The following is a 23,592-nucleotide window of genomic DNA, read 5'->3' as shown; positions in this document are numbered from 1 at the left end:
GGGAGGAGAACCGGCCATGATGCAGATGCCCCCACCCGACGCGTCCATCCTGGCGCGCAGGCAGGTGATCACCCAGGCGTTGCGGCAGGCGCTGCCCGACGCGGTCATCGACGACCCGGCGGAAACGCGGGCCTATGAATGCGATGCGCTGTCGGCCTATCGCTGCGCGCCGCTGGCGGTGGTCCTGCCCCGCAGCACCGAGGAGGTGTCGCGCCTGCTGCGCCTGTGCCACGACCTGCGCGTGCCGGTGGTGCCGCGCGGCGCGGGGACAAGCCTTGCGGGCGGGTCCATGCCCACCGCCGACGCGGTCGTCATCGGCCTGTCGCGCATGACCGACGTGCTGGAGATCGCCCCCGAGGATCGGCTGATCCGGGTCCAGGCGGGGCGCACGAACCTGTCGGTATCGGGTGCGGTGGACGGGCTGGGCTTCTTCTATGCGCCCGATCCGTCCAGCCAGCTGGCCTGCGCCATCGGCGGCAACATCGCCATGAATTCGGGCGGCGCGCATTGCCTGAAATACGGGGTCACCACCAACAACCTCCTGGGCGTCACGGTCGTGCTGATGGACGGGTCTGTCGTGCATCTGGGCGGCCCGATGGGCGAGGGGCCGGGGCTTGATCTTCTGGGCGTCGTCTGCGGGTCCGAGGGCCAGCTGGGCATCGTGACCGAGGCGACCCTGCGCATCCTCCCCAAGCCCGCAGGCGCGCGGCCCGCGCTGATCGGCTTTGCCGCAGCCGAGACCGCGGGCGCCTGCGTGGCGGCGATCATCCGGGCGGGCATCATCCCGGTCGCGATCGAGTTCATGGACGCCCCCTGCATCAAGGCGACCGAGGAGTTTTCGGGCGCGGGCTATCCCGACTGCGAGGCGTTGCTGATCGTCGAGGTCGAGGGCACGGGCCCCGAGATCGACGAACAGCTGACCCTGATCCGCGACATCGCCATGACATTCGACCCGGTCGAGTTCCGCGAGAGCCGGTCCGACGACGAATCCGCCCGCATCTGGAAGGGCCGGAAATCGGCCTTTGGCGCGATGGGCAGCATGGGCGACTATATCTGCCTGGACGGGACGATCCCGGTGACGGCCCTGCCCACGGTCCTGGCGGGCATCGGCGATCTGTCGCGGCAATACGGGCTGGCCGTGTCGAACGTGTTCCACGCGGGCGACGGCAACATGCATCCCCTGATCATCTATGACGCGAACAAGCCGGGCGACCTGGACCTGGCCGAGGCGCTTGGCGCCGACATCCTGCGGCTGTGCATCAAGGTCGGCGGCTGCCTGACCGGCGAACATGGCGTGGGCATCGAAAAGAGAGACCTGATGAGCGAACAGTTCGCCCCCAACGACCTCGAGGCGCAGATGCTGGTCAAGGATGCGTTCGATCCACACTGGCTGTTGAACGCGGCCAAGGTCTTTCCCCTGGACGTCAGCGCCCCGCGCCGCGACCGCCGCCTGAACCGGCCCGCCGATGCAGCCTGAGACCGAGGGCCAGCTGGCCCAGATGATCCGCGACGCCCGCGGCCCGATCGCCGTGACCGGTGGCGCCACGCGCCTGTGGCCCGGAGAGGGGCAGGGGGACCGGATCGACACGACCGCCCTGACTGGCGTGACGCTGTACGAACCCGAGGCGCTGACGCTGGTCGTCCGTGCGGGCACCCCGGTGGAGGAAGTGCGCCAGACCTTGGCCGCCGAAGGCCAGATGCTGGGGTTCGAACCACCGGTCACGACCGGCTCGACCATCGGTGGCGTGGCTGCGACGAATGCCAGCGGCCCGCGCCGGGTTCAGGCCGGGGCCGCGCGCGACGCGATGATCGGCGTCCGCTTCGTGGACGGGCAGGGCCAGATCGTCAGCAATGGCGGGCGGGTGATGAAGAATGTCACCGGCTATGACCTGGTCAAGCTGATGGCCGGCAGCCGGGGCACCTTGGGCGCGCTGACCGAGATCAGCTTTCGCACGGCCCCCATCCCGCCCGTGACCGCGACCCTGGCTTTGCCGGACCTGGACGGCGCGGCCGCCATCCCGGCCCTGTCCAGCGCGCTTGGCGGCCCCTTCGACGTGTCCGGAGCGGCGTGGCTGCCCGGCCACGGCGCGCTGATCCGGGTCGAGGGGCTGGCTGCATCGGTCAAGGCACGCGCGGCGGACCTGACCGCGCGCCTGTCCGCCTTCGGTACCGTGCAGGAGGGCGACCCGGAGGCCTGGGATCTGCTGTGCCGGACCAGCCACCACCCCGACCTGGACACATGGCGCATCACCTGTCGGCCAAGCGAGGCGCCGGCCCTGCTGGCGCGCCTGCCGGAACCCCGGTCGCTGGACTGGGGCGGGGCATTGATCCATGTCCGCCTGCCGCGCGGGCAGATGCCCGACCTGCCGACCTTTTCGGGCCATGCCCGCCGCATCAGCGGCGCGCCGGGCATCCTGCCCGCCCCCGACCCCCTGACCGACCGGCTGGAGCGTGACCTGCGGGCACGGTTCGACCCGCGCGGCCTGTTTGGAAACCTTGCCTGATGCAGACCCATTTCTCGCCCGAACAGCTGTCCGACCCGCTGACCGCGCGGTCGAACAAGATCCTGCGGACCTGCGTGCATTGTGGCTTTTGCACGGCGACCTGCCCGACCTATCAGGTGCTGGGGGACGAGTTGGACAGCCCCCGCGGCCGTATCTACTTGATCAAGGAGATGCTGGAATCCGGCCGGCCGGCGGATGAAAAGACGGTCAAGCACATCGACCGCTGTCTGGGCTGCCTGTCCTGCATGACGACCTGTCCGTCGGGCGTGCATTACGGTCACCTGCTGGAACATGCACGCGAACATATCGAGGAGACCTATCGCCGTCCCGTCGCTGACCGCTTTCTGCGGTGGGTGCTGAAATTCGTGCTGCCGCATCCGGGCCGGTTCCGGCTGGCGCTGATGGGGGCGCGGATCGCGCGGCCTTTCAAGGGGCTGATGCCGGACCGCCGCCTGCGCGCGATGCTGGACATGGCGCCCAGGTCGATCCCCCCGGTCAGCCGAAACGACGACGGCCAGACCTTCCCGGCGCAGGGCACCCGTCGCGCGCGGGTCGCGCTGATGGTCGGCTGCGCGCAGCGGGCGCTGAACACCGACATCAATGATGCCACCATCCGCCTGCTGCAGCGGGCGGGGGTCGAGGTGGTGATCCCGCAGGATTTCGGCTGCTGCGGCGCGCTGACCCTGCATATGGGGCAGGAGGCCGACGGCAAGGCCCGCGCCCGCGACAGCATCCGCCGCCTGCTTGCGGCCGAAGAGGGGGGGGCGCTGGACGCGGTGATCATCAACACCTCGGGCTGCGGGACGACGATCAAGGATTACGGCCATCTGTTCAAGGGCGACCCGATGGAGGCCGACGCGCGCCGTGTCGCGGGCCTGGCCCGTGACGTGACCGAGTTCCTGGTCGGGCTGGGCCTGCCCGCGCGGGCGGGCGATCAGGGGCAGGGAATGCGCGTTGCCTATCATTCGGCCTGTTCGCTGCAGCACGGCCAGCAGATCCGGTCGGCGCCCAAGGACCTGCTGTCGGGAATGGGCTTCACCGTGCTGGAGCCCGCGAACCCGCATCTGTGCTGCGGGTCGGCGGGGACATATAACCTGCTGCAGCCGGAACTGTCGTCGGAGCTGAAGGCGCGCAAGGTCGAGACGCTGGAGGCGGTCGCGCCCGAGGTGATCGCGGCGGGCAATATCGGCTGCATGATGCAGATCGGCGGCGGGACGCAGGTGCCGGTGGTGCATACGGTCGAGCTGCTGGACTGGGCCACGGGCGGGCCGAAACCTGCCGCATTGGGGTCTTGAAACGCGGTTCGAGCGATCTAGATTCAGGAAGCCGGCGGCCATGACGGCGTCGGTTTCCCTGCCCGCCCGGTTTCGGGGGGCAACTCTGACATCGCTTTGAACAGGATGTGACACATGCGTAATTTCGACCTGACCCCGCTGTACCGGGCATCTGTCGGCTTCGACCGTCTGGCCGACGTCATGGACCGCGCCATGACCGCCGACGTGGCCAGCACCACCTATCCCCCCTACAACATCGAGAAGACCGGCGAGGACGCCTATCGCATCTCGATCGCGGTGGCCGGCTTTGCCGCCGACGACCTGAACGTCGAGGTCCGCGACGGCGCCGTGATCGTGTCGGCCCGCAAGGCGGACGAGGACGAGGGCCGGACCTTCCTGCATCGCGGCATCGCCACGCGTGCGTTCGAGCGCAAGTTCACGCTGGCCGACCATGTCCGCGTCGATGGCGCCAGCCATGTCGACGGGATGCTGCATATCGACCTGGTCCGCGAGATCCCCGAGGCGCTGAAGCCGCGCCGGATCGAGATCGCCAAGACCCCGGCACGTGTCGGCAAGCTGGACGCCTGATCGCGTCCCGCGACGGCCGGGGGGCCAGCCCCCCGGACCCTCCGTCCGCCCAAGATCCGATGGAAAGGCCGCGTCCCCCGACGCGGCCTTTTGTGGTTACAGCCTGCGGCGCGCGCGCAAGGCGGCGGTGATGGTACCGTCGTCGAGGTAATCCAGCTCTCCGCCGATGGGCACGCCCTGGGCCAGGCCCGTCACCGTCACCGGTGACCCCTCCAGCGCATCGGCGATGTAATGCGCGGTGGTCTGGCCGTCGACGGTGGCGTTCAGCGCCAGGATCACCTCAGTGATGCTTTCGTCATCAATGCGCGCCAGAAGGGTGGGGATCCCCAGATCCTCCGGTCCCACATCGTCCAGCGCCGACAGCGTGCCGCCCAGCACGTGATAGCGGCCGCGAAAGGCCCGACCGCGTTCCAGCGCCCACAGGTCGGCCACGTCCTGAACCACGCAGATCTCTCCGGTCGCGCGGGCCGGATCGGTGCAGATCGCGCATTCGTCACGGTCGGTGATGTTGCCGCAGACCACGCATTCGCGCGAGTTCTGCGCCACCCGGTCCAGCAGTTGCGACAGCTGCACCATATGCTGGCTGCGCCGACGCACCAGCTGCAGCACGATGCGGCGGGCGGATCGCGGGCCCAGCCCAGGCAGCCGCGCCATCAGCGCGATCAGCGCCTGGATGTCGTCGCTGCCCTGCTCCATGCCGCTCAGAAGGGCAGCTTCATGCCGGGGGGCAGGCCCAGGCCTTCGGTCATGCGCGACATCTCGGCCTGCATCTTCTCCTCGGCGGCGCGTTGGGCGTCCTTGATGGCGGCCAGGATTAGGTCCTCGACCACCTCCTTTTCCGACGGCACGAAGATCGACGGGTCGATCTCCAGCGCGGTCAACTCGCCCTTGGCGGTGCAGGTCGCGCGCACCAGGCCCGCGCCGGATTCGCCGGTCACGGTGATGCGGGCCATGTCCTCCTGCATCTGGCCCATCTTGTCCTGCATGTCCTTGGCGGCCTTCATCATCTTGGCCATGTCGCCAAAGCCGCCCAATCCCTTGATCATCGTTCAGTCCTCATCCTCAAAGGGGTCCCATTCCTCAACCTCGGCCACCGGGCCTTCGGTTCCGTCATGGGGATTGGCCGCACCCTCGGGCAGGTCGGCGACCTGGGCCTCCGGGGCGACGCGGGTGATGCCGGTCAGGGTCGCGCCGGGAAAGGCGGCCAGCACCTGCTGCACGATGGGCAGGGCCAGGGCACGGTCGCGGTCGGCACGGGCCTGCGCCTCGCGGGTTTCGGCGATGGTGGGGGCGCCGGCCTCGTTCGTGATGATGACGGCCCACCGCTGTCCGGCGGTCCAGCCGCGCAGGCGCTCGGCCAGCCGCTGCGCCAGATCGGCGGGCGGGTTGTCGCGGGGCTGATACTCGATCCGCCCGGGGCTGTAGCGAACCAGCGACACGTGGCGTTCCACCAAGACCAGCAGCGTCATGTCGCGCATCCGGGTGATCAGCTCGATGACGGACGCGAAATCGGGACAGCTCTCGACCAGTTCGGGCGTCACGGCCAGGGCATGCGCCGCGGCGCCGTGCGCCTGGACCGCCGGCGCCGGGCGGGCGCGGCGCATCGCCTGTGGGGCTTGGGCCGCGGGCGCGCCCGCCACCGAAGGTCCGCGCGCGAACTCTCCTGCCGTCTGTGCCTGCTGGACGCGGCGGATCAGGGCCTCGGGGTCGGGCAGGTCGGCGACATGGGTCAGGCGGATGATCGCCATCTCGGCGGCCATCATCGCGTTGGGCGCGGCGGACACTTCCTCCAGCGCCTTCAGCAACAGCTGCCACATCCGCGACATGACCCGCATCGGCAGCCGGTCGGCCAGGTCCTTGCCTCGTGACCGTTCGTCCGGAGAGATCGTCGGATCTGCCAGCGCGTCCGGCGTGATCTTCACGACGGAAATCCAGTGCACGATCTCGGCCATGTCGCGCAGCACCGCGACCGGATCGGCGCCATCGGCATATTGCGACTGCAGCTCGGTCAGCGCCGATGCAGCGTCGCCGCGCATCACCATCTCGAACAGGTCGATCACGCGGCCGCGGTCGGCCAGGCCCAGCATCGCGCGCACCTGGTCTGCGGTGGTCTCGCCCGCGCCATGGCTGATCGACTGGTCCAGCAGGCTGGTCGCGTCGCGGGCCGACCCTTCGGCGGCGCGGGTGATCAGCGCCAGCGCGTCGTCGGTGATCGTCGCACCCTCGGCCGCGGCGATCCGGCGCAACAGGGCGATCATCACCTCGGGCTCGATCCGGCGCAGGTCGAAGCGCTGGCAGCGTGACAGGACGGTCACCGGCACCTTGCGGATCTCGGTCGTGGCAAAGATGAACTTCACATGCGGGGGTGGCTCCTCCAGCGTCTTCAACAGCGCGTTGAACGCGCTGGTCGACAGCATGTGGACCTCGTCGATGATGTAGATCTTGTAGCGCGCGGACGCCGCCCGGTAATGCACCGATTCGATGATCTCGCGGATATCGCCCACGCCGGTGCGGGACGCGGCATCCATCTCCATCACGTCGACATGGCGGCCTTCGGCGATCGCCACGCAATGCTCGCACACGCCGCAGGGTTCGGTCGTGGGGCCGCCCTGGCCATCTGGGCCGATGCAGTTCATGCCCTTGGCGATGATGCGCGCGGTGGTCGTCTTTCCGGTGCCGCGGATGCCCGTCATGATGAAGGCCTGCGCGATGCGGTCGGCGGCGAACGCGTTCTTCAGCGTGCGGACCATCGCGTCCTGTCCGACCAGGTCGGCGAACGTTTCGGGCCGGTATTTCCGGGCCAGAACCTGGTAGGCGGGCTTGGTGTCGGTCATCGATCCCTCGGGCACAGCGCCACCTTAGCGGGGCGCCGCGGGGGCCACAACCGGGTCAGGCAGCCAGCAGGCCGATGCCCCGGGCGCCCGCGATCAGGTCGGTCGCCAGAAAGTCGGCATTCTCTCCCGACAGGGGCACCATGTCGGGCACCTGCACGACCGTCATCCCGGCCGCACGTGCGGCAATGGCGCCGACATCGCTGTCCTCGAAGGCCAGGCAGCGGGCGGGCTCGATCCCAAGCCGGCGGGCCGCCAGCAGATAGACGTCGGGGGCGGGCTTGGGGCTGGGCACGTCGCTGCGCGTCACCACGATGTCGAAGCGGTCGGTCAGCCCCGCCGCCGCCAGCTTTTCGCGCGCCTGATCGCCGGTGCTGGAGGTCGCAATGGCAAAGGGCAGACCCGCCGCCCGCAGCGCGTCCAGCAGCGTGTGGACATGCGGGCGCAGCGGGATGCCGTCGCGGTCGCGCCGTTCCATCATCGCCTCGGCCCACATCCGGTCCAGGTGCGGAAAGTCGAAATCCGCGCCCAGGTGGTCGCGCAGGATCCCGCGCGAGGTCGGCTCGTCTATGCCCACCAGCGATGCCAGCAGCCCGTCGGGGGCCACGCGCCCCATGCGGGCCAGCGCCGCCTCTCCGGTCTCGATGGTCATCTGTTCGGTGGCCAGCAGGGTGCCATCCAGATCAAAGATCACGGCATCGAAACGGCGGGCGGTCATGGGTCATCCTTTCAGGTCTGTCAGGCGCTAACATGGCGATTTGCGCGGCGATCGGCAAGGCATGGCTGGGTTGCAGGCCGCGATGGGCCGCCTAGGGCTGGGTCCAGGCCGGGGAATGGCAGGGGTGGTCGATCAGGGCGGTCAGCTCCTCGTCCAGGTGCAGCGCGGTGATCGACACGCCTGCCATGTCCAGCGAGGTGTAGTAATGTCCGATCAACGTGCGATGCACCTGCACGCCCCGCGCGCGCAGACGTTCACGCAGCCGGCGGTTCAGGATGTACAGCTCCATCTTGGGTGTGCCGCCAAGCGAATTCACCAACAGGGCGACCCGGTCGCCCTCGGCGGGGCGCATCTCGTCCAGGATGCGGTCCACGATCAGGTCGGCGGCGCCGTCCGCGCTGGCCAGGGGCGCACGGGCGATGCCGCGTTCGCCATGCACGCCCACGCCGATCTCCATATCATCGGCGCCAAGGCGAAAGCTGGGCTTCTGGCTGTCGACCGAGGCGCCCGGTTCTAGCGCGATCCCCATCGTGTAGCAGCGCTGGTTGGCGCGCAGCGCCAGCCCCGCGCAGGCCTCCAGCGGCAGCATCCGGTCGCAGGCGGCCCCCGCGACCTTGAAGACGAAGACATTGCCCGCCACCCCGCGCCGCGCCGCCCGCGTGTCGACGGGGGCCGAGGCGATGTCGTCGGTGGTCACGATGGTGCGCACCGGCACGCCGCGGGCGGCGGCCATCTCGGCCGCCATCTCGAAGTTCATCAGATCGCCCGAGAAGTTGCCGAAGATGTGCAGCACGCCCGCCCCACCATCCGCGGCCAGCGTCGCCGCCAGGATCGGGTCGGGCGGCGGTGCGGCAAAGACGTTGCCGATCGCCACCGCATCCGCCAATCCGCGCCCGACATAACCGAAGAACCCCGGCTCGTGCCCCGACCCGCCGCCGATGACCAGGCCGACCTTGCCGGCCCGGGGGGCGCCCGTGGCCCGCAGGGCGCGCGGCGCACCGGTGACGGGGGCCAGCATGTCCTCATGCGCCAGCAGGGCGCCGGCCACCGTCTCGTTCACGGCGTCCTGGGGGCGGTTGATGAACTTCTTGACCCGCAGGCGTTCGGGCAGGGGCTGGGCTGCCTGGTCGCGGCGCCGCGCGGGTGTGTCGTCATGCCCTTCGGAGGTCAGGATGGCGCGGGCGGTGTCGGCATCGGTCACCATCACGTTGATGTAGTTCCCGCGCAGCGCGGCCAGGATCGCCTGGACCTTGTCCATGCCCCCTGCGACCCCGATCCGGCAGGGCACGGACCGCAGGCCGCCCAGGTCGATGCCGATGGTCCGCCCCTCCAGCGGACCGTCGACGGGCTGGCCCTGGGCGTCGATCAGCCGCCCCGCGATGCTGCCCACCGCGGCGTGGTAATGGGCGTGCATGGCCACGTCGTCGAAAAAGCCGCTGCTGTGGATGGTGCTTTCCGGCCGCAGCGAGGAAATGCCCAGCACGATCCGGTTGGCCTGTGCCAGCACCGCCATCTGTTCTGCCACCACCGGCTCTCGCAGCAGCAGCGCGCGCATGTCGGGCGACGACACGATCGCCGGGGCCGAGATCGGGATGCACCGCGCGCCCATCGATTCCGCCAGCCGCGTCGCACAGGCCTCGGGCGTCCAGGGGATCTTGGCGGTGGTGCCGCCCGTCGCCTGCACCACGCGCAGGTCCTGCAGTCCGGCGCGGTCGACGCGGCTGGCCATCGACAGGACGGTCCGTCCCCAGGTCACCGCGATGGTGTCGGCCGACCGCGCCAGACGCGACAGCACCTGCGCCGCGGCCGCGCCAAGCCGGTCGATCAGCGGGCTGTCGCCGCCTTCGGACGGGATCACCAGGCAGTCGGTCAGGCCGAAATGGTCCTGCATCGCCTGCGCCAGGCTCAGCGCGCGGAACCGTTCGGGGTCGATCTCGATCGAGACGATGCCGCGGGTGCGCGCATCCGCCAGATAGGCGTTCACCGAGGCGCGGGAGACGCCCATCTGGGTTGCGATGTCGCCTTGGGTCAGGCCCTCCTGATAATACAGCCAGGACGCCCACAGCAGCGGGTCCTCGCCAAAGCGCAGGGGCTGGCGGGGGGTGGTGGTCATGGGCGCGACCCCTCCGCGCGGCGCCGGGCCCAGTGCGCCAGGCTGTCCAGCAGCGCCGCGGCCGATACCGCGCCGGGGTCCAGATGGCCCACGCTGCGCGGTCCAAGGCGGGCGGCGCGGCCGCGGCTTGCCATCATCGCGCGCGTCGCCTGTGCGCCGTCGGCGGCGGCGCGTGCCGCGGCGGCCAGCACCTCGGTCGCGGGCTGGCCCGCCTGCAGGCCCGCGCGGGCGGCATGGGCGGCGGGCGCCCAGGCATCGACCATGGTCTTGTCGCCGGGCTTGCCCTGGCCGCGGGCGGCGATCCCCTCGGCCATCGCGACGATGACCTCGGGCAGGCGGGACAGGGGCACCTGCGTCTCGGCGCCAAGCGCCGAGGCGGCGCGCAGCAGGGCGCTGGCATAAAGCGGGCCAGTCGTGGCGCCCACCGCATTGTGCAGGGACGACGCGGCCAGGGTCAGCCCCTGTGCCAGCGTCTGGTCCGCCCCGCCCGCCTCGCCCAGGGCGCGCGCCGCGGCGGCAAAGCCCCCGGCCATCGCCACGCCGTGATCGGCATCGCCGATCTCTCCGTCCAGTTCGGCCAGATAGGATTGTTCCGCGGCCATGCGCTCGGCCAGGCTGCGGAACAGGTCGGTCAGATCATGGCGCGAGAAGGTCTGCATGTCGGACCTCATTGGCACGGCCCGCCGCAGGGTTGCAAGCGGTCCCGGAACGGCACGTCACGGCTGCGACAGGCGGCGTTCCACGCTGTCGGCCAGCGTCGTCAGGATCAGGCAGCAGGACGTCGCCCCGGCATCGGGCACCCCCCGCGACCGTTCGCCCAACCGCGCCGCGCGGCCCAGCTTGGCGACCATGTCGACAGTGCTGTCGCGCCCCTGCTGCGCCGCCCGCGCCATCGCCCGCAAGGCCGCGGCGAACCCGTCGGGTCGTGCCGCGTCGAAGGCCGCGATGGCCGGGTCCAGGCAGTCGATCAGGGTCTTGTCGCCGACCTTGGCGGCGCCGGTGGCGGTGACGGCGGACAGCCCCGCCTGCAGCATGGTCAGGAACCCGTCCGCGTCGATGGCGGCGCGGTCGCGGATGGTGCGGCCCATGTCGCGGAACATAAAACCGTAAAGCGGCCCCATCGATCCGCCGATCTCGGACATCAGCACGTCCGACAGCACCAGGAAGGCCCCGTCCAGCGGCTGGCCCGACAGGCGTTCGGCCGCGCGGCCAAAGCCCTTGGCCATGTTGATCCCGTGATCGCCGTCGCCGATCAGGCCGTCCACCTCGGACAGGTGCGCCTTGTTGGCGACGATCACCGCGGCCAGTTCGGCCACGATGTCGCCCGATTGCGCGACGGACAGGCGGGGATGGCCCGCGGCCTCGGGCGCGCGGGGGGCGGTGTCGGCGGCCACGGCGGCGGCGCGGTGACGCGGACCGCCCGACAAAGCGCCCACCGGCGCGGGCCGGGTGCCCGCGACGGTCAGGCCGGGCGCCGCGCAGTCCATGTCCAGCAGGGGCTTCAGGTCGTCGTCCAGCGCCATGACCGTCAGCGTGGCCCCCACCATCTCCAGCGAGGTGAAATAGTTTCCGACGAACGCCCGGTGCACCCGCAGGCCCGCGCGTTCCAGCCCGACCTCAATCCGGTCGTACAGCACATAGAGTTCGTTCACGGGCGTCGCGCCCAGGCCCGAAACCAGCACCGCGACCTCTGTTCCCTCGGGCAGGGCGTGATCGTCCAGCACGATCCGGACCATGTCGTCGGCGACCTGGTCGGCGGTCTTCAGCGCCTCGACCCGCGTGCCGGGTTCGCCGTGATGGCCGATGCCGACCTCCATCGTGCCAGGCGCGATCTGGAAGTTCGGATGGCCCACCGCGGGCAGGGTGCAGGGGCCCAGGCCCACGCCCACCGACCGGCAGGCGTCGATCGCCTGCTGGGCCGCGGCCCGAACCTCGGCCAGGGTGCCGCCAAGCGCGGCCTTGGCGCCGCCGATCTTCCACATGAAGATCTCTCCGGCCACGCCGCGGCGCTTGGCGCGTTCGGACGCGGGGGCGGAACAGACGTCGTCATTGGCCACCACGGTCGCGACCTCGATCCCGTCCTCGGCCACCATGCCCGCGGCCATGCGCACGTTCATGTTGTCGCCCGCATAGTTGCCGTAGAGGACCGCGACTCCGGCACCGCCATCGGCGGCCCGGATCGCATCGGCAAAGCTTTTCGCGGTGGGCGACGAGAACAGCTCTCCGACGGCCACGGCATCGACCAGGTTACGGCCCGCATAGCCGATGAAGGCCGGTTCATGCCCCGACCCGCCGCCGGTCACGATGCCGACCTTGCCGTCCTGGGGCGCAAAGCGCGACAGGACCACGCGCGGGTTGGCCGGGTCCTTGCGCACCAGGTCGCGATGCGCCTTGATGAAGCCCGCCACCGTCTCGTCGACGATGTCGTCGGGGTCGTTGACGAAACGCTGCATCGCCTTGGTCGCCATGTCGTCCCCCATCATCGCACCGTGTATCCGCCGTCGACCAGCAGGTCGGCGCCGTTGATCATCGCCGCCGCGTCCGATGCCAGGAACACCGCCGCAGCGGCGATCTCGTGGGGTTCGGCAAAGCGGCCGGCGGGGATAAGCGCCTTCATCGCCTCGCCCTTGGGGCCCTCCCAGGCCTTGCGGCCCAGATCGGTCATCACCACGGTGGGAGAGATGGAATTGACGGTGATCCCGTGCCCGCCCCATTCCAGCGCCAGCGTCTTGGTCACGCCGACGATGCCGAACTTTGACGCGCAATAGGCCACATGCCCCTCGATCGCGACCGAGCCCGCCTGGCTGGCAAGGTTGATGATGCGCCCGCCCTTGGCCCGCGCGATCATCCCGCGGCCCACGGCCTGCGCCATCAGGAAGCTGCCGGTCAGGTTGACGGCGATGGTGCGCGTCCAGGCGCCGTCGCTCAGATCCTCGGCCGGGGCCAGGTCCACGATGCCCGCGGAATTGACCAGAATGTCGATGCCGTCAAAGGCCTGCGTCACCGCATCGACGGCCGCGCCGATGCTGGCCGCGTCGGTCACGTCGCAGGCAAAGGCCTGCGCGTCGGGCAGGGCGGCCGCGGCATTCGTCGCGGCGGCCAGGTTCATGTCCAGCAGCGCGACGCGCGCGCCCTGGGCGGCAAAGGCCTGCGCGATGGCGGCGCCGATGCCCGATCCGGCACCCGTCACCACGGCGGTCCGGCCGCCCAGGCTGAAATCAAGTGAAGCGGCCATCCGCAGTCCTTTCGTGGGTCAGGTGGCCCCTCCGGCAGGCGTGCCGCCGAAGGGGGTGGTCGTTACTGGCGCGTGGCCAGCAGTGCGTCGACGTTCTCGGCCGTCACCGGGGTCCAGGGCACGTTGTATTCCTTGTCCGCGCCGTTGTTCCACGGCATGTCGGGATACTGTTCCCAGATCGCGGACATGGGCTCATAGTCGGGCTTGACCGCCTTGATCGCCACGTCGATCGAGCCCAGGGCCTGGGCCTCGCCGTCCTGCAGGATCGAATCCATCTGGCCCGCCTTGACCGCGTTCAGCGCGTCGGTCACCCCGTCCACGCCCGCGATCGCGAAATCGGCCACGTCCATGCCGGCGGCCTTGATCGCCTCGATGGCACCCAGGGCCATCTCGTCGTTCTGGCCGATCACGCCCTTGATGTCGTTGCCATGCGCAGTCAGCCAGTTCTCCATCAGGGCCTGCGCCTCGGCGCGCGACCAGTTGCCGGTCTGGCGTTCCAGGATCTTGACGTCGGGGCATTCGGCCAGGGCCTTCTCGTTGCCCTCGCCGCGCTGGATTTCGCCGGACTGGCCGATCGGGCCCTCGATGATGACCACCGCACCCTGGCAGCCCATCTTGTCCAGGACGGCCTTGGCCTCCAGATAGCCGGCCTCGACGTCGTTCGATCCGACATAGGCGGTCAGCAGGTCGCTGTTGACCCGCGCGTTCGATCCGACGACGGGGATGCCCGCATCGACGGCCAGCTGGACGGCGGTGGCGCCGGCCTCGACGTCCATCGGCGCAAAGACGATCGCGTCGAAGCCTTGGGTGATCATCGTCTCGAACTGGTCCTGCTGCACCAGCGCGTCATAGCGGCCGTCAAAGATGGTCAGCTCGACCATGCCGGATTCGACCGCCGGGTGCTTTTCGCCCGCCGCCGACCACAGCTGCATGAACTCGGCATTCAGGCCATAGGCGGCCATGCCGATCTTGATCGGGTCGTCCTGCGCCTGCGCCGCGCCCAGACCCAGGCCAAGCGCCAATGCGCTGGCCGTCATCATCATCTTCGTCGTCATCTGGTTTCCTCCCTCGGTGACACCATGTCCCGGCACGCGCCGGATCTCAGTCTTCGGTCTTGCGGGACCGGTCCAGCATGACGGCGGCCACGATCAGCGCCCCCTTGATCACCTGCTGGTAATAGGATTCGACCCCAAGCAGATCGAGGCCGTTGTTCATCACCCCGATCAGCAGCGCGCCGATGACAGTGCCGGTGACCCGGCCCACGCCGCCCGCCAGGCTGGTGCCGCCGATCACGACCGCCGCGATGGCGTCCAGCTCATAGGCGACACCCGCCTGGGGCAGGGCCGAGCCGGTCCGCGCGGCCAGGATCATCCCCGCGATGCCCGCCAGCGCGCCCGATATGGCATAGACCGAAAACCGGATGGCGCGGACGGGCAGGCCCGACACCTTGGCCGCATGGGGGTTGCCGCCCACCGCATAGACGTGGCGGCCAAAGCGGGTCCGGGTCAGCACGAAATGCGACAACGCAAAGACCATGCCGAACAGGATGATCGGCACCGGGATGCCCGCGATGTCGCCCGTCCCGATCCAGCGATAGCCGTCGGTCAGCGCCGGGACCGGCCGCCCGCCCGAATAGATCAGCGTCAGCCCGCGCGCCGCCGACAGCATGCCAAGCGTCGCGACGAAGGCCGGGACCGCAAAGCGCGCGACCGCGATCCCCGACAGCGCGCCCATCGCGGTGCCGGTGATCAGGCCCACCGCGATCGGGATCAGCGGCATGTAGGGCGCGCCGGGAATGAACCCCGCCGCCGAGGTCGTGGCGAAGCTGGCCGAGACCACGCCCACCAGCGCGACCACCGATCCGACCGACAGGTCGATGCCGCGCGTCAGGATGACGAAGGTCATCCCGATCGCCAGGATCCCGTTGATCGAGGTCTGGCGCAGCACGTTGATGATGTTGCGCGAGGTCAGGAAATTCTCGCTGACGATCGACAGCACGATGCACAGCAGCGCCAGCGCGATCAGGATGCCGTATCGCTGCGCGTCACGTCCGATCCGCGCCGGGATCATGCGGCGCGGCTGCGCTGCGGTCTTGATCTGGTCTTCCACCCTGTCTCTCTCCCGTTCATGCATCCGTCGACGGCGTCCGTCCCGGCGCGTCAGGCCGCCAGATGCAGCAGTTTCTCGGCCGACATCGCGGCGCGATCCAACTCGCCCGCCACGCGCCCGTCCCGCATGACGACCGCGCGGTCGGCCATGCCCAGCACCTCGTCCGTCTCGGACGAGACCATGATGACCGCCCCGCCCGCGCGGGCGAAATCGGACATCACGCGATAGATCTCGCGCTTCGCGCCCACGTCGACGCCGCGCGTGGGTTCGTCCAGCAGCAGGATGCGCGGCTCGGTCAGGAACCACTTGCCCAGCACGACCTTCTGCTGGTTGCCGCCCGACAGATGCGCCACGTTCAGCCGGTCCGACGCGGTGCGGATGTTCAGCGTGTCGATCATCCGGGTGGCGGCACGGCCCTCGGCGCGGGCGTTCATCACCGGGCCCGCGGACATGCGGTCCAGCGTGGCCAGGCACAGGTTCTCGCGCACGTCGCCGGTCAGGACCAGGCCAGACCGCTTGCGATCCTCGGTCACATAGGCCAGCCCGGCCTCGATCGCCTCGCGCGGGGTGGTGATGCGGGCGGGGCGCCCGTCGATGGTCACGGTGCCGGCCGTCTCGGCCGACAGGCCGAACAGGCGGTCGAAGATCTCGGTCCGGCCCGACCCCATCAGGCCGTACAGCGCCAGGATCTCGCCCTCGTGCAGATCGAAGCTGACGTCCCGGACGCCGCGATCGGCGGCAAGACCCACGACCGACAGCAGGCGGCGCGCCTGCGGGGTGTTCTCCTTGACGAATTCCTCGGTCAGGGGGCGGCCCACGACCAGCTGGATCAGGTGGTCCTTGTCGATGTCGGCCAGGCTGCCCGTCTCGACGAAGCTGCCGTCGCGGAACACGGTATAGCTGTCGCAGACGCCGAAGATCTCGGACAGGCGGTGGCTGACATAGATCACCCCCTTGCCGCGCGCCTTCAGCGTGTCAATGGCGGCGAACAGCTGGTCGGCCTCGGCCTCGCCCAGGGCAGAGGTCGGCTCGTCCATGATGATGACCTCGGCGTCATAGCTCAGCGCCTTGGCGATCTCGACCAGCTGGGTCTGGGCCACGGTCAGGTCCATCATCAGGCTGTCCGCGCGGATGCCGAACTGGAACCCGTCCAGCAGCGCCTGGGCGCGGCTGTTCATCTCGCGGAACGCGATGCGTCCGAACATCCCCACCGGTTCGCGGCCCAGATAGATGTTCTCGGCCACGGTCATGGCCGGGACGGGGCTCAGCTCCTGCTCGATGATCGAGATGCCGTGCGCCAGGGCCTGGGACGGGTTGTCGAACACCACCGGCTGGCCGTTGCGCAGCAGGGTGCCCGCATCGCGGTGATGGATGCCCATTAGGATCTTGAGGAAGGTCGACTTGCCCGCGCCGTTACCCCCGCACAGCGCATGCACCGATCCCGGCTCCAGCCGGAACTGGCCCAGCTTCAGCGCGGGAACGCCATCGAAGGATTTGCGAAAGCCCGAGGCCTCCAACAGCGGCGTGGTCATGTCGTCCCCCCATGCCGGACGCCCACCAGGCGTGCCGATACATATGTCAGTCTCCCTCTGACTTTTGCACGCTAAGCGGCGCGGGTGACTTCTGTCAACAGGGATGTGACATAGTTCAGATGCGATCTGGCAGTTGTCCGCGCGGCCCGCCTGCTGCTAAGCCTTGCGAAACAACAAGGCTGCAAGGGCAGGGGCAGGCATGGGTTTTTCGAAGGGGATGCTGCGCGGCGCCGCGCTGCTGGCGGTGCTGTCGTCGGTGGCCGCCTGCGGCGGTTTCAAGCGTCAGAGCGAACTGGAATGCATGGAACGCGCCATGTATTTCGAATCGAACCGGTCTAGCCGGGACGGGATGATCGCGGTGGGCAGCGTGGTGATGAACCGCGTCCAGTCAGGCAACTATCCGCGGTCGGTCTGCGGCGTGGTGGGCCAGAAGAACCAGTTCGCGCCCGGCGTCCTGACCAAGCGGATGGACCGCGCGTCGGCCCCGCGCCTGCGCGAGGCGGCCGTGTCCGTGCTGCGCGGCGAACGCCACCCGATGATCCAGAACGCCCAGTTCTTTCACGCGGCCAGCTATCGCGCGTCCTACAACAACATGCATTACGTCGTGACGGCGGGCGGCAACGCGTTCTATGAACGCCGCCGCCCGGAACTGGTGACCCAGCCCCGCGTGCTGCCGCAGATCGAGGGCATCACGGGGCGCTGAGGCGGATCTAGCGGGCCTTCATCCGCGACAGGATGTTGGCTACCAGCGCGCCTGAAATGTTGTGCCACACGCTGAAGATCGCCGCCGGCACCGCCGTCAGCGGCGAGAAATAGGCAGTAGCCAGTGCCGCCGCCAGGCCCGAATTCTGCATGCCGGTCTCGATCGCGATGGCCTTGCGCGCGGCCAGGTCCAGCCCGGCCAGCCGCGCCGCGATGAACCCGATCAGATAGCCCAGCATGTTGTGCAGCACGACGACCGCAAAGATCATCAGCCCCGACTGGACGATCGCGCCCTTGGAGGCGCCCACGACGGCGGCCACGATCAACACGATGCCCGTCACGCTGACCAAGGGCAGGGCGGGCACCGCCGCGCGCACGAAGGCCGGCAACAGCTTTTGCGCCGCAAAGCCCAGGGCCAGCGGGAACAGCACGACCTTGACGATGGACTGGAACATCGCCCAAGCATCCACGGGCAGGTATTCGCTGGCCAGCATCAGCATCAGGAAGGGTGTCACGATCGGCGCCATCAGCGTTGTCACGCTGGTGCAGGCGACCGACAGCGCCACGTCGCCCTTGGCCAGATAGGTCATCACATTCGACGACGTGCCGCCGGGGCAGCAGCCGACCAGGATCACGCCCGCGGCGACCTCGGGGGACATCGGGATGATCATGGTCAGCGCCACCGCCAGCAGCGGCATGATCAGGAACTGCGACGCGACGCCCACGCCGACATTGACCGGGCGGCGCAGCACCTCGGCAAAGTCGCGCCCCGAGATGGTCAGCCCCATCCCGAACATGATGATCCCCAGCAGTGTGACGATCCAGGGTGTCAGCTGGCGGAACAGGTCGGGCAGCAGAAAGCCCAGGACCGCGAACAGGACGACCCAGGCCGCAAAGGTATTGCCGACGAACCGCGAAAGCGATGCCAATGATTTCACCGATGCCTCCTCTGGCACAGCTTTCCTGCGCCCTGACGTTTCGGCATGGGCCATAGTGCCGCCCGTGGCGGGCTTCAACCCGTGGTGGCGGAAAAACCGGCCCGGCGCCGTGAGTGGTCTGGTCCGCGCCGCTGCATCATCCCGGCCTGGAGGCACTCCGGTTGCGTCCCGGCCCGGCTGCGCGTGCGCGCCGACTGCGTCCTTGTCGCGCCCCCGGGCCGGCTGCCCCCCTGTGCGGCCCGGTCTGTGCCGGGCCGTCGGCGGGTCAGGACCCGGCGCGGACCACGACAGACATGCCGGGGCGCAGGGCGGCGCGGTCCTGGTCGGGATCGATGGTGATGCGCACCGGCAGGCGCTGGGCGATCTTGGTGAAGTTGCCGGCGCTTGCGGTGCCCGCCATCAGGCTGAATTCCGATGCGGTCGCGGGCGACAGCGATTCGACCTGACCGGTGAACCGGCGGTCCTGCAGCGCGTCCACGGTAAAGCTGACCGACGAACCCGGCGCCAGGCCACGCATCGCGGTTTCACGAAAGTTGGCGATGACCCACAAGTCGGTGCCGACATGGGGGACCAGCGCGGTGCCGGGGGTCACGTACTGGCCGACATGGACGGCGATCTGGCCCAGGCTGCCGTCGGCGGGGGCATGGATGACGGTGTTGTCGACCTCGATCCGGGCCAGCTGGACGGCGGCCTCGGCGCTGGCGATGTCGGCGCGGCGGGCGTCCAGCGCGACATTGGCCGAACGGATCGCCTCGGTCTGGACGTCCAGGCGGGCGCCGGCCTGGATGCGGGCGGCCTGGGCCTGCTGCAGAGCCAGGCGGACCTGGTCGGACGACGACTGCGACGTCACGCCCCGGTCCAGCAGCTGCCCCGCGCGGTCGGCCTGCGACCGGGCATTCTCCAGCGCGCCGTCGGCGGCCTCGACGCCCGCCTGTTCGGCGCGGGCCACGGCCTCGGCCGACACGACGTCCTGTTCGGCGACCTTCAGCGCGGCCTGGGCGCCTTGCAGCAGGGCCTCGGCCTGGGCCAGCTTCTGGCGGGGGATGCGGTCGTCGATGCGGGCGATCACGTCGCCCTTCGCGACGGTCTGATAGTCCTCGACCTCGACCGCGGTGACATAGCCCGACAGCTGCGGGGCGATCATCGTGACCTCGGCGCGCAGATAGGCGTTCTCGGTCTGGGGGGCGGCGGTCGAGAAGGGCGGCAGGCCCCATGCGAACAGCAGCAGCAGCGTGCCCGCCAGGCCCAGGATCAGGGCAATGGCGGTCGGGACAAGGTTCTCTTTCTTCATGGCGTGGTTCCGGTGTTCTGGACGGCGGCCCGGCGGGCCATCACGTCGCGCAAAAGGTGAAGCAGCAGCACGGCCGCTGCCAGCAGGGCGGCCAGCGCGGTCAGCGCATAGGCATCGGCATAGGCGCTGACCCAGGCCTGGGCCGCGACCTGCTGGCCCAGATCAGTCGCCGCCTGCGCGCGGCGCGCGGCGGCATCGGGGATCTGGGCGGCCAGCATCGCGGCCCGGCCCGCCAGAGTCGCGACCGCGGCCGGATCGGTGGCGGTCAGCTGGACGGACAGGTCCTGCAGGTGCAGCGCCTCGCGACGGGTGGTGAAGGTGTTGAACAGGCCCGACCCCAGCACGCCGCCCAGGCTTTGGGTCGAGATGAAGACGATGACGAAGGACAGGATGTATTGCGGCCCCTTGGCCAGGGCCGACAGCAGGCCCGCCATCATCGCGGGCGGCATGAACAGCATCGCGGCAAAGCCGATCAGCGCCTGGCTGACCACCATCTGCGCGGGCCGGGTCAGCACCCCGGCGCCGCTGTCCAGCCAGGCGCCGGCGGCGATCAGCAGCAGGGCGGCCAGGTGGAACTGGGGCACGCGGGTGGGCCGCATCCAGGCGATGCAGGCCAGCGCGCCCATCAGGCTTGCCAGGGCGATCACGGCAAACAGGACGGTCATCTGCTGGGGCGCGACACCCAGCACCTGGAACATGCGCGGCGCGCCCGCCGACTGTTCCGACAGGATCAGCCGGAACAGGAACAGCGTGCCGGTCAGGTGCAGGATGGCCGGGCTGGCCAGCCAGCGGATGTCCAGCAGGGGGGCGGTGCGGTTCAGCTCTACGACCACCGCCAGGGTCAGCGACAGCGCCGCGCCGGCCAGCAGCCAGCCGATCCACGCGACATCCGTCCAGTTGTAGATCGGCCCCATGACAAAGGCCACGATCAGCCCGCCGAAGCCTGCGCCGATCAGCACGAAGCTGGCAAAGTCCAGCGGCTCGATCACCTTCTGGCGGGGGATGGGGCGCAGGGGCAGGCAAAAGACCAGCATCAGCGACACCAGCGCCATGCCCAGGCCCGTCACGTGGACCGCCGTCATGCCGCCGTCGCCGATCAGGTACGGCCCCACGACCCGGGCCAGCGTCGGTCCGGTCATCAGCACCGTCATCGCCAAGGGCAGGCCCAAGGTCATCTTGGCCTGCGGGGACAGGGGTTCCAGCATGTAGAGGAAGGCCAGCGTCGACAGGGGCGCCGCGGCGGCACCCGCCAGAAACTGCAGCACCAGCGCCGAGCGGAAATCGACCGCCCACAGCGACGCCAGCGCCACCAGCGCATAGAGGATGATCCCCAGCTCCGCGAACCGCCGCAGCCCGTACTGGGTGCGGATCTTGATCAGCAGCACCGGCAGCGCCGCGCGCGGGATCATGTAGACCGCCAGCAGCCAGGCCGCGCTGGTCGTGGTGATGCCCAGATCGCCCGCAAGCTGGGGCAGGCTGGTGGACACGAAGCCCTGCTGCAGGCCCTGCGACAGGCCGATCACGGTGGCGGCCAGCATATAGGCCACGGCCTGCAATCCGGGCAGCGGCGGATGCGGCGGCGGGGGTGCGGCAGGGGCGCTCATGTCCGGTCCATCCGTTCGATGTTGCGGGCGATCCGGTCCAGCACCTGGGCCGCGCGGTCCAGGTCCTGGGGATCGATTCCCTCTAGCACTTCGCCGCGCAGGCGGTGCGTGAATTCGACGATGGCGCTGTCGCGACCGCGTTCGGTCACGACCAGACCGTTCTTGCGGCCGTCGCCGTCCAGAGGACGCCGTTCGACGAAACCGCCGGCGACCAGGGCATCGATCTGGCGTTTCAGGGTCGGCGCCTCGATCGCCAGTTCGGCGGCCAGTTCGGTCTGGGTGATGCCGTCGTGATGCGCCAGCGTCGTCAGCGCGCGCGCCCGTGACAGGGTCAGGCCCACGTCTCGCGCCCTGCGGTCATAGCTGCGCCGCAGGGTCCGCATGACCCGCAGCAGGGTGTCAAGGATCGGGCTTTCGCGGGGCATGACTCGTCCTTTCGGCTGGTTCGTTAGCTAGCTAAGGATATCGTCGGTCGGCATCAATGCCCTGACCGAAAGAAATTTGCAGGATGTGCAAATTCGAGGCGCAGACGCATCACGGTTGCCAGCCGTGGATCGTGAACCTTAGTATACACTAATGATCCGGTCCCTTCTTGGGCTGGCCGCACAGGGCGTCGCCAAGCGCCGGAACCGATCGGGAGACATCGATGAAGCTGACCACCTTTCTGGCAACGGCCCTGGGCACCGCCGCCATCGGCGGCATGGCCGCCGCGGCCGATCTGCGCATCGGCCTGAACGAGGACCCGGATTCGCTGGATCCCGCACAGTCGCGGACCTTCGTGTCCTCGCTGGTCTATGAATCGCTGTGCGACCGGTTGCTGAACACCAATGCTGACATGGAGATCATCCCCGAACTGGCCACCGACTGGGCCTGGTCCGATGACGGCAGGACGCTGACCCTGACGCTGCGCGAGGGGGTGACGCATCACGACGGCACGCCTTTTGACGCGCAATCCGCCCGCCGCGTGCTGGAGCGGAACATGACGATGCAGGAAAGCCGCCGCAAGGCGGAGCTGGGATCGATCGACCGGGTCGAGGCGACGGGCGATCATGAACTGACCATCACGCTGACCGCGCCCGACGTGACGCTGCTGGCGCAGCTGGCGCATCACGCGGGGCGGATGTATTCGCCCGATGCCGCCGATGCGGCGGGCGCCGCCTTTGGCCGGGCCCCGGTCTGTTCGGGCCCCTATGCCTTTGTCGACCGGGTCGAGGGCGACCGGATCGTGCTGGAACGCTTTGCCGATCACTGGGACGCCGACCAGTTCCATTATGACCGGGTGATCTATCTGCCGATCCCGGACACGACGGTGCGGCTGGCCAACGTGCGGTCGGGCGATCTGGACATCATCGAACGCACCGCCCCCGCCGACGTGCCGGGCGTGCGGGCCGACGACCGCCTGCAGCTGTTCGAGGTGCCCAACATCGGGTATCAGGGCATCACCATCAACGTCGGCAACGGACCCCGCGCAGAGGCACCGCTTGGCGCCGATGCCCGCGTCCGCCAGGCGCTGTCGCTGTCCATCGACCGCCAGGCGCTGAACCAGGTCGTGTTCGAGGGGGAATACGTGGTCGGCAATCAATGGGCCGCGCCGGGCACCCCTTATTACGACGACCGCGATCCGATCCCCGCGCGCGATCCCGATGCCGCCCGCGCCCTGCTGGCCGAGGCGGGTGTCCAGACCCCCATCCGCGTCGAGATGCAGATCGGAAACAACCCCATCGCCCAGCAGGTCGGCCAGGTGATCCAGGCCATGGCGGCCGAGACGGGGTTCGACATCTCTCTGCGCGCGACGGAGTTCGCGACGCTGCTGTCCGAGAACGTCGCCGGCAATTTCGACATGTCGCTGCAGGGCTGGTCGGGCCGGATCGACCCGGATGCCAACATCCACCCCTTTGTCGGGTCGGACGGGGCCAACAACGACCAGCATTACCGCAATGCGGAGATCGATGCCCTGCTGGCACAGGCCCGGTCTGAACCCGACACCGCGGTCCGCAAGGCGCTGTACGACCAGACGCGCGACATCCTGAAACAGGATCTGCCGCTGATCTATCTGTACCACATCAAGTACTTCTACACGATGCGCCAGGGGATCGAGGGGTTCGAGCCCTATGCCAACGGCATCATCCGGCTGCGCGGCGTGTCGGGCTGAT

General features: G+C 69.4%; 21 protein-coding genes. 6 read left to right on the top strand and 15 right to left on the bottom strand.

Annotation, left to right across the window (positions count from 1 at the left end; all coding sequences use genetic code 11):
* Positions 1–19: 19 nt before the first annotated feature.
* The 4 genes from LZ686_RS04075 to LZ686_RS04060 all read left to right on the top strand — a co-directional run bounded on the left by LZ686_RS04075 (position 20) and on the right by LZ686_RS04060 (position 4,366).
* On the top strand, positions 20–1,477 hold the full coding sequence (locus LZ686_RS04075; protein WP_349547120.1) for an FAD-linked oxidase C-terminal domain-containing protein: 1,458 nt from the start codon (positions 20–22) through the stop codon (positions 1,475–1,477).
* Complete coding sequence (locus LZ686_RS04070; protein ID WP_349547061.1) at positions 1,467–2,504, top strand: FAD-binding protein; 1,038 nt, start codon at positions 1,467–1,469, stop codon at positions 2,502–2,504. The genes LZ686_RS04075 and LZ686_RS04070 overlap by 11 nt, the downstream gene beginning before the upstream one ends.
* Positions 2,504–3,799: a glycolate oxidase subunit GlcF gene (gene glcF / locus LZ686_RS04065; RefSeq protein ID WP_046001058.1), complete on the top strand. Its 1,296-nt coding sequence runs from the start codon at positions 2,504–2,506 to the stop codon at positions 3,797–3,799. The genes LZ686_RS04070 and glcF overlap by 1 nt, the downstream gene beginning before the upstream one ends.
* A 114-nt stretch (positions 3,800–3,913) precedes the next feature.
* Positions 3,914–4,366 carry an Hsp20 family protein gene (locus LZ686_RS04060; RefSeq protein ID WP_045982934.1) on the top strand — a complete coding sequence of 151 codons (453 nt, stop codon included), beginning with the start codon at positions 3,914–3,916 and terminating at the stop codon, positions 4,364–4,366.
* Positions 4,367–4,462: 96 nt separating this feature from the next.
* On the opposite strand, the gene recR is transcribed toward LZ686_RS04060, so the two are convergent.
* From recR to LZ686_RS04005, 11 genes are all read right to left on the bottom strand, one after another.
* On the bottom strand, positions 4,463–5,062 hold the full coding sequence (gene recR, locus LZ686_RS04055) for a recombination mediator RecR (protein WP_349547060.1): 600 nt from the start codon (positions 5,060–5,062) through the stop codon (positions 4,463–4,465).
* Positions 5,063–5,067: 5 nt separating this feature from the next.
* Positions 5,068–5,412 (bottom strand): YbaB/EbfC family nucleoid-associated protein, encoded by a 345-nt coding sequence (locus LZ686_RS04050; RefSeq protein WP_045982936.1) that lies wholly within the window; start codon positions 5,410–5,412, stop codon positions 5,068–5,070.
* Between the two features lie 3 nt (positions 5,413–5,415).
* Positions 5,416–7,200, bottom strand: coding sequence for a DNA polymerase III subunit gamma/tau (locus LZ686_RS04045; protein WP_349547059.1), 1,785 nt, complete (start codon positions 7,198–7,200; stop codon positions 5,416–5,418).
* A 55-nt stretch (positions 7,201–7,255) separates the two neighbouring features.
* A complete protein-coding gene (locus LZ686_RS04040; protein ID WP_349547058.1) occupies positions 7,256–7,915 on the bottom strand; it encodes an HAD family hydrolase in 660 nt (219 codons plus the stop codon).
* A gap of 91 nt (positions 7,916–8,006) precedes the next feature.
* Positions 8,007–10,028, bottom strand: coding sequence for a bifunctional sugar-binding transcriptional regulator/dihydroxyacetone kinase subunit DhaK (locus tag LZ686_RS04035; RefSeq protein ID WP_349547057.1), 2,022 nt, complete (start codon positions 10,026–10,028; stop codon positions 8,007–8,009).
* Positions 10,025–10,687: a dihydroxyacetone kinase subunit DhaL gene (gene dhaL / locus LZ686_RS04030; protein ID WP_217845553.1), complete on the bottom strand. Its 663-nt coding sequence runs from the start codon at positions 10,685–10,687 to the stop codon at positions 10,025–10,027. The genes LZ686_RS04035 and dhaL (LZ686_RS04030) overlap by 4 nt, the downstream gene beginning before the upstream one ends.
* 57 nt (positions 10,688–10,744) lie before the next feature.
* Complete coding sequence (gene dhaL / locus LZ686_RS04025) at positions 10,745–12,511, bottom strand: dihydroxyacetone kinase subunit DhaL (protein ID WP_349547056.1); 1,767 nt, start codon at positions 12,509–12,511, stop codon at positions 10,745–10,747.
* Positions 12,508–13,263, bottom strand: a complete 756-nt coding sequence (locus LZ686_RS04020; protein WP_304613605.1) for a GolD/DthD family dehydrogenase — start codon at positions 13,261–13,263, stop codon at positions 12,508–12,510. Before LZ686_RS04020 ends, dhaL (LZ686_RS04025) begins: the two co-directional genes overlap by 4 nt.
* Positions 13,264–13,325: 62 nt before the next feature.
* Complete coding sequence (locus LZ686_RS04015; RefSeq protein WP_127898990.1) at positions 13,326–14,318, bottom strand: substrate-binding domain-containing protein; 993 nt, start codon at positions 14,316–14,318, stop codon at positions 13,326–13,328.
* A 46-nt stretch (positions 14,319–14,364) separates the two neighbouring features.
* Positions 14,365–15,372, bottom strand: a complete 1,008-nt coding sequence (locus tag LZ686_RS04010; protein ID WP_337960264.1) for an ABC transporter permease — start codon at positions 15,370–15,372, stop codon at positions 14,365–14,367.
* Positions 15,373–15,422: 50 nt separating this feature from the next.
* A complete protein-coding gene (locus LZ686_RS04005; RefSeq protein WP_349547055.1) occupies positions 15,423–16,904 on the bottom strand; it encodes a sugar ABC transporter ATP-binding protein in 1,482 nt (493 codons plus the stop codon).
* A gap of 217 nt (positions 16,905–17,121) precedes the next feature.
* Here LZ686_RS04005 and LZ686_RS04000 point away from each other — a divergent pair, with 217 nt between their 5' ends.
* Entirely contained in the window at positions 17,122–17,607 is a 486-nt protein-coding gene (locus tag LZ686_RS04000) for a cell wall hydrolase (protein ID WP_304614124.1), read from the top strand.
* A gap of 7 nt (positions 17,608–17,614) precedes the next feature.
* Here the strand turns inward: LZ686_RS04000 and LZ686_RS03995 are convergent, their stop codons facing one another.
* The 4 genes from LZ686_RS03995 to LZ686_RS03980 all read right to left on the bottom strand — a co-directional run bounded on the left by LZ686_RS03995 (position 17,615) and on the right by LZ686_RS03980 (position 21,864).
* Positions 17,615–18,544, bottom strand: a complete 930-nt coding sequence (locus tag LZ686_RS03995) for a bile acid:sodium symporter family protein (RefSeq protein WP_139598401.1) — start codon at positions 18,542–18,544, stop codon at positions 17,615–17,617.
* A gap of 265 nt (positions 18,545–18,809) precedes the next feature.
* A complete protein-coding gene (locus tag LZ686_RS03990; protein ID WP_127898987.1) occupies positions 18,810–19,835 on the bottom strand; it encodes an HlyD family secretion protein in 1,026 nt (341 codons plus the stop codon).
* Positions 19,832–21,439 (bottom strand): efflux MFS transporter permease, encoded by a 1,608-nt coding sequence (locus tag LZ686_RS03985; RefSeq protein ID WP_349547054.1) that lies wholly within the window; start codon positions 21,437–21,439, stop codon positions 19,832–19,834. Before LZ686_RS03985 ends, LZ686_RS03990 begins: the two co-directional genes overlap by 4 nt.
* Positions 21,436–21,864, bottom strand: coding sequence for a MarR family winged helix-turn-helix transcriptional regulator (locus LZ686_RS03980; protein WP_045983896.1), 429 nt, complete (start codon positions 21,862–21,864; stop codon positions 21,436–21,438). Before LZ686_RS03980 ends, LZ686_RS03985 begins: the two co-directional genes overlap by 4 nt.
* A gap of 221 nt (positions 21,865–22,085) precedes the next feature.
* Here LZ686_RS03980 and LZ686_RS03975 point away from each other — a divergent pair, with 221 nt between their 5' ends.
* A complete protein-coding gene (locus tag LZ686_RS03975; protein ID WP_349547053.1) occupies positions 22,086–23,591 on the top strand; it encodes an ABC transporter substrate-binding protein in 1,506 nt (501 codons plus the stop codon).
* Position 23,592: the final 1 nt, after the last annotated feature.

Source organism: Paracoccus sp. NFXS7 (genome assembly GCF_040148865.1).
Taxonomy (GTDB): Bacteria; Pseudomonadota; Alphaproteobacteria; order Rhodobacterales; family Rhodobacteraceae; genus Paracoccus; species Paracoccus marcusii.
The sequence above is the reverse complement of the archived record's forward strand: the minus strand, read 5'-3'. Positions and strand labels throughout refer to the sequence as shown.